This window comes from Lactobacillus nasalidis, from assembly GCF_016587775.1.
Lineage (GTDB): Bacteria > Bacillota > Bacilli > Lactobacillales > Lactobacillaceae > Lactobacillus > Lactobacillus nasalidis.
In genome coordinates this window covers 1-4384 of the sequence record NZ_BOCG01000668.1, presented here as the reverse complement: position 1 = coordinate 4384, position 4384 = coordinate 1, and the positions used below count along the sequence as shown (strand labels likewise).

The 4384-nt window shown below is 48.8% G+C and carries 5 protein-coding genes and 1 riboswitch; all 5 genes read right to left on the bottom strand.

Features of this window, described 5'->3' with window-relative positions; all coding sequences use genetic code 11:
• Positions 1-195 precede the first annotated feature (195 nt).
• On the bottom strand, positions 196-333 hold the full coding sequence (locus tag lacNas_RS12765; RefSeq protein WP_201331576.1) for a hypothetical protein: 138 nt from the start codon (positions 331-333) through the stop codon (positions 196-198).
• A complete protein-coding gene (locus tag lacNas_RS14370; RefSeq protein WP_244660726.1) occupies positions 323-790 on the bottom strand; it encodes a hypothetical protein in 468 nt (155 codons plus the stop codon). Before lacNas_RS14370 ends, lacNas_RS12765 begins: the two co-directional genes overlap by 11 nt.
• 365 nt (positions 791-1155) lie before the next feature.
• Entirely contained in the window at positions 1156-1917 is a 762-nt protein-coding gene (locus lacNas_RS12750; RefSeq protein WP_201331577.1) for an amino acid ABC transporter ATP-binding protein, read from the bottom strand.
• A 3-nt stretch (positions 1918-1920) separates the two neighbouring features.
• A complete protein-coding gene (locus lacNas_RS12745) occupies positions 1921-3504 on the bottom strand; it encodes an ABC transporter substrate-binding protein/permease (RefSeq protein ID WP_201331578.1) in 1584 nt (527 codons plus the stop codon).
• 120 nt (positions 3505-3624) lie between these two features.
• Positions 3625-3800: riboswitch (Lysine riboswitch) on the bottom strand.
• A 105-nt stretch (positions 3801-3905) separates the two neighbouring features.
• Positions 3906-4384, bottom strand: a 479-nt coding sequence (locus tag lacNas_RS12740; protein ID WP_201346925.1) for a DNA-3-methyladenine glycosylase, incomplete at its 5' end; no start/stop codon positions are given.

Below are 4384 nucleotides of genomic sequence, written 5' to 3'. Positions count from 1 at the left end.
CTCAATCTTTGTTTCGAGGAATATTTTAGCACGTATTCCTGTAGATCCCCAAACATATGTTTCTGAAGTATGACTAAAATTTGCGCTCTAACCTAAAGCAAAGTTCTGGCTTTCCCTACGCTAATTCAACTTAGAACCTACCTGCTATCTCTTACATATAATCAAACACATTAAGTACGTTTTTCGCCACTAGTGTTATACTCCTATTTTGACAATCCACCATACAGGAGCCAATGGACTAATCGCAGCATCTGCTACTTGCGGTACTTGTGCCATAAAGCAAGTACTCATAGCTAATGCACATACACTAACAGCTTTTTTACTAAATTTCATGATTATCTCCTCCACGATTAGTAAACTTTTCAGTTAAGGCAAAAGCGAAAATAACTATGATAAGAAGCATGAACAGTTCAACAATAATGGCCCATCCTGGATCACTGTCGTACTCTAGCATAGTCCATGATGAGGTCAAACCCAGACAACCCAGTTCATTAATGATCAGCTGCAAAAACCAGATAGTTTTCTGCCAAGCTTGTTTTATCTTGTCTTGCTTGAATTCAAAGAACCAAGTCCAAAGAGCGGCCACTGCAATCATCAACAGCAAAAGCAAGTAGACTAAAAAGAGCGGCCAAGAAATACTTTTGGCGACCCGGTCCATGAAGTCGAAAAAGCCATTGGCTGGTCCAGACAAACGCCACTTAGCTGAATTATCTACAATCAACCGTAAAGGCCAAGTAGCAAAATATACGTTAACGATTAATTGCAGACCAAATACAATTTTTCTTTTCATCCTTTCCACCTCACAAAGTCCATCTTTCTCGTTAGTGTAATAGCACTACAGTGTTGTTAGTAATGAAGAAACGTGTACAAGAAACATATATCCCTATCATTCTTCAGCACTATCGCAACAATACACTAGCACAACAAGAAAAAGCTCATTGTTTCACAAACTTTTCATATAGCTAATTATACTCTTAAAGTGCGTTAATTTGGCGTTGAAACATAATTTTAGCTATTTTTTCTTTGATTTTTACTTATTCGTTAAAAAATAGTTTTTCTTTTGAAATGTTTCGATGAACTTCGCAAGAATTTAAATCGCGTTATTTTCCGCAAACAGAAAAAAGCAGCCGTGAGGCTGCTTTTTCTATGCATTCATTAGATTTGCGGGCCACGGAAGTTGGCTAAGAACTTCTGGGTCTTTTCGCTTTGCGGATGGTTAAAGATTTCATCCGGGCTGCCTTGTTCAGCCACGTAACCGTCGCTCATGAAGAGGACCTGGTCGGAAACTTCCTTGGCGAAGGCCATTTCGTGGGTCACCACGATCATGGTCAAACCAGTCTTGGCCAGCTTCTTCATGGTTTCCAAAACTTCCCCGACCATTTCCGGGTCAAGGGCACTGGTCGGTTCGTCGAAGAGGAGGATTTCCGGGTTCATGGAGATGGCTCTGGCAATCGCTACTCTCTGCTTCTGCCCACCAGACAATTGACGGGGCTTAGCATCGACGTAGGGGTCCATCCCAACGGTCTTCAGGTTCTCCAAGGCAATCTTCTTGGCTTCTTCCTTTGACCGCTTCAGAACCAGTTCCTGGCCGATCATGCAGTTTTGCAAGACGTTCTTGTTTTCAAAAAGCTCAAACTGCTGAAAAACCATGCCGACCTTGGACCGGTAGTGGGGGATGTTGAAGTTTTCATCCAGGATGTTCTGGTCATGGAAAAGAATTTTCCCGCCAGTTGGGTCTTCCAAAAGGTTGATGCAGCGGAGCATGGTTGACTTACCGCCACCAGAAGGACCGATGACCGTCATAACTTCACCCTTGTGGACTTCAAAAGAAATGTCCTTCAAGACTTGGTGTTCACCGTAAGCCTTTTGCAGGTGCTGAACACTTAAAATAGTTTCGTTTTCCTTGTAGTCAGCCATCTTTTACTTGTCTCCTTCCTGGGCGCCAACCTGCACCTGGTTGGCCATCATGTTGTAGTTTTCAGGACCTTCGATGTGCTTTTCAATCAAGTTGAAGATCCGGGTAATCGTGAAGGTCAGGAAGAGGTAGATGACCGAGATTACCAGGTAGGTCTGGAAGAACTGGAAGCTCTGGCTGGCAATCGTTGAACCAACGAAGAACAGTTCTGAAACGGAAATGATGCTCAGTACTGAAGTGTCCTTGATGTTGACGATAAATTCGTTGGTGATTGACGGCAGACAGTTCCGGATGGCCTGCGGCAGGATGATGTTCCACATTCTCTGGTTGTGGGTCATCCCCAAAGCACTGGCGGCTTCAAACTGCCCCTTCGGCGTGGAGATGATCCCCCCGCGGATGACTTCGGCCAAGTAGGCCCCGGTGTTGATGGAAACGATGATCAAAGCGGCAACCGTTCTGTTCAGGTTGATGTGCCAGAACTGGGCGATCCCGTAGTAGATTACGGCTGCTTGCACCATCATTGGCGTGCCACGGAAGATTTCAACGTAGACTGACAGAAGCCACTTGCAGAAGGCTAAAAGGCCCTTCTTGAACTTGTTCTTTGGTTCCGGAATGGTCCGCACGATGCCGACCAGCAAACCGATGAAGAAGCCGGCAACCGTCCCGACCAGGGAGATCAGGAGAGTCATGCCGATCCCCTCCAGGATCATCTGCCCGTAGTTCTTCAGCATGGAGACCAGCCAGTTTTCCTTCTTGGTGTTGGTCTGCGGCTGCTGCTGAACGGCTTCCTTCATCAGCTTGTTTCTTTCTGAAGTGGAAATGCCGGCCAAAACCTTGTTGACCTGGCTGAGCAGCTGGTCGTTGCCCTTCTTGACCCCGATGGAAACTTCAGCGTCGGAAGCGGAGACCTTGAAGCCCTTCATCTTTGACAGGTTGACCCCGGTAATGTTGGAGTCGACCATCTTGAAGGAAGTCAGCTCCGTGTCTTCAGCCACGTAGCCGTCGATCGTGCCGGCTTCAAGGGATTCCCGCATGGCGGAGAAGTCCTTGGAGGCTGGCTCGCGCGTAGCACCTGGCAGCTGCTTGATCAGGTCATAGTGCAGGGTCCCTTGCTGGGCAGTCAGCTTGGCGCCCTTGAAGTCCGTCAGGTACTTGGCCTTGGCGTACTTGCTCTGCTTGTTGACGATGACCACGAAGTTGGTGGTCCGGTATGGGCTGGTGAAGTTGATGGCCTTGCGTCTTTCAGCCGTCGGACTCATCCCGGCGATGATCAAGTCGATCTTGCCACTGGTCAAGGCTGGCAAAAGCCCGTCCCACTGGGTCTTTTCCACGATGACCTTCTTGCCCAGCTTCTTGGCGATGATCTTGGCGATCTTGACGTCGTAACCGTTGGCGTAGGAGCTGGTCCCGTCGATCTTGACGGCCCCGTTGGCTGACGTGGTCTGGGTCCAGTTGTATGGAGCGTAGTTGGCTTCCATCCCGATCTTCAAGGTGCCGCTGGCCTGGGCCGGCTGGCTCCAATTGATAGCTAAGACAAGCGTCAGGACCGCGGCGATCAAGGCGCTGATCCAGCTGCTTTGCTTCTTCATCTGAATAAACCTCCGAAATGCTTTTAGTAGCTAAAAAATACAATAAAAGTGGCAAAAAAGCCCCATTGCTGTTCACAATGAGGCTTTCTTCGATTCTCTGTAAAATTCAGTATGAATACCAAAAATTATAGCGCTCCCTAGTAAACTAGGACAGTCTGCAGAATTTTCTCCTGCAGCCCAACCAGCCGCGCGCACGTCCCCGTGGCTGATTTCGGCGATATCCCTTAATAGCAAGGCTCAAAACTGCACGTGAGCTCCCCTTGCGTTTGTGAACAATCGCGACCTCTATTGTATTGGATAACTTGTTTTATTTAACTATTCTTAGGCTAAATTACTTTTAAGAAAAAGTCAAGAAAAAATTAGCATTATGTATTTAAAGTTGATGATGCCGCTTCCAGTATTCAGGCCCAGCCGTGGTCTTCTGCCCAGTCCCGCTTCCGGCTGCCGGAGACGTAGGGGTTGCCGGCCACGTAATAGCGCAAGGGGGCCTGGGCCCAAACCGGGTCAGCCTGGACGATTCCGATCCTGGGGGAAGTGGCGATTTCTTTGGCAGCTTTTTTCTCGGTCAAATCAATGACGAAGGGACTGTTTTCCAAAGGAACCAGGTCCCATTTCCGCGACTTGATGCCCATGGCCTGCATCAATTTGGCCGGGCCGTTGGTCAAAAGAACCCCGTCTTTGCCGCCGCGGTTGGCGGTCATCTGCTCTTTCCCCCAGACCGGCTCAATGGCCCTAATCAAGACCCCCTGCGGGTCGCCAGCTTCCTGGCAGGCCAGGTCAAAAAAGAAGTACTGGCGCTGGGCGTAGATGTAAATGGTGCCGCCGGCCCGCCACAGGCCCTCGTTGGCCTGGCTTCTTCGGCCCCCGTAGGAGTGGGCGG

Coding starts and splice junctions, on each gene's coding strand:
- lacNas_RS14370 (WP_244660726.1), bottom strand. CDS start 790: ATGAAAAGAAAAATTGTATTTGGTCTGCAATTAATCGTTAACGTATAT.
- lacNas_RS12750 (WP_201331577.1), bottom strand. CDS start 1,917: ATGGCTGACTACAAGGAAAACGAAACTATTTTAAGTGTTCAGCACCTG.
- lacNas_RS12765 (WP_201331576.1), bottom strand. CDS start 333: ATGAAATTTAGTAAAAAAGCTGTTAGTGTATGTGCATTAGCTATGAGT.
- lacNas_RS12745 (WP_201331578.1), bottom strand. CDS start 3,504: ATGAAGAAGCAAAGCAGCTGGATCAGCGCCTTGATCGCCGCGGTCCTG.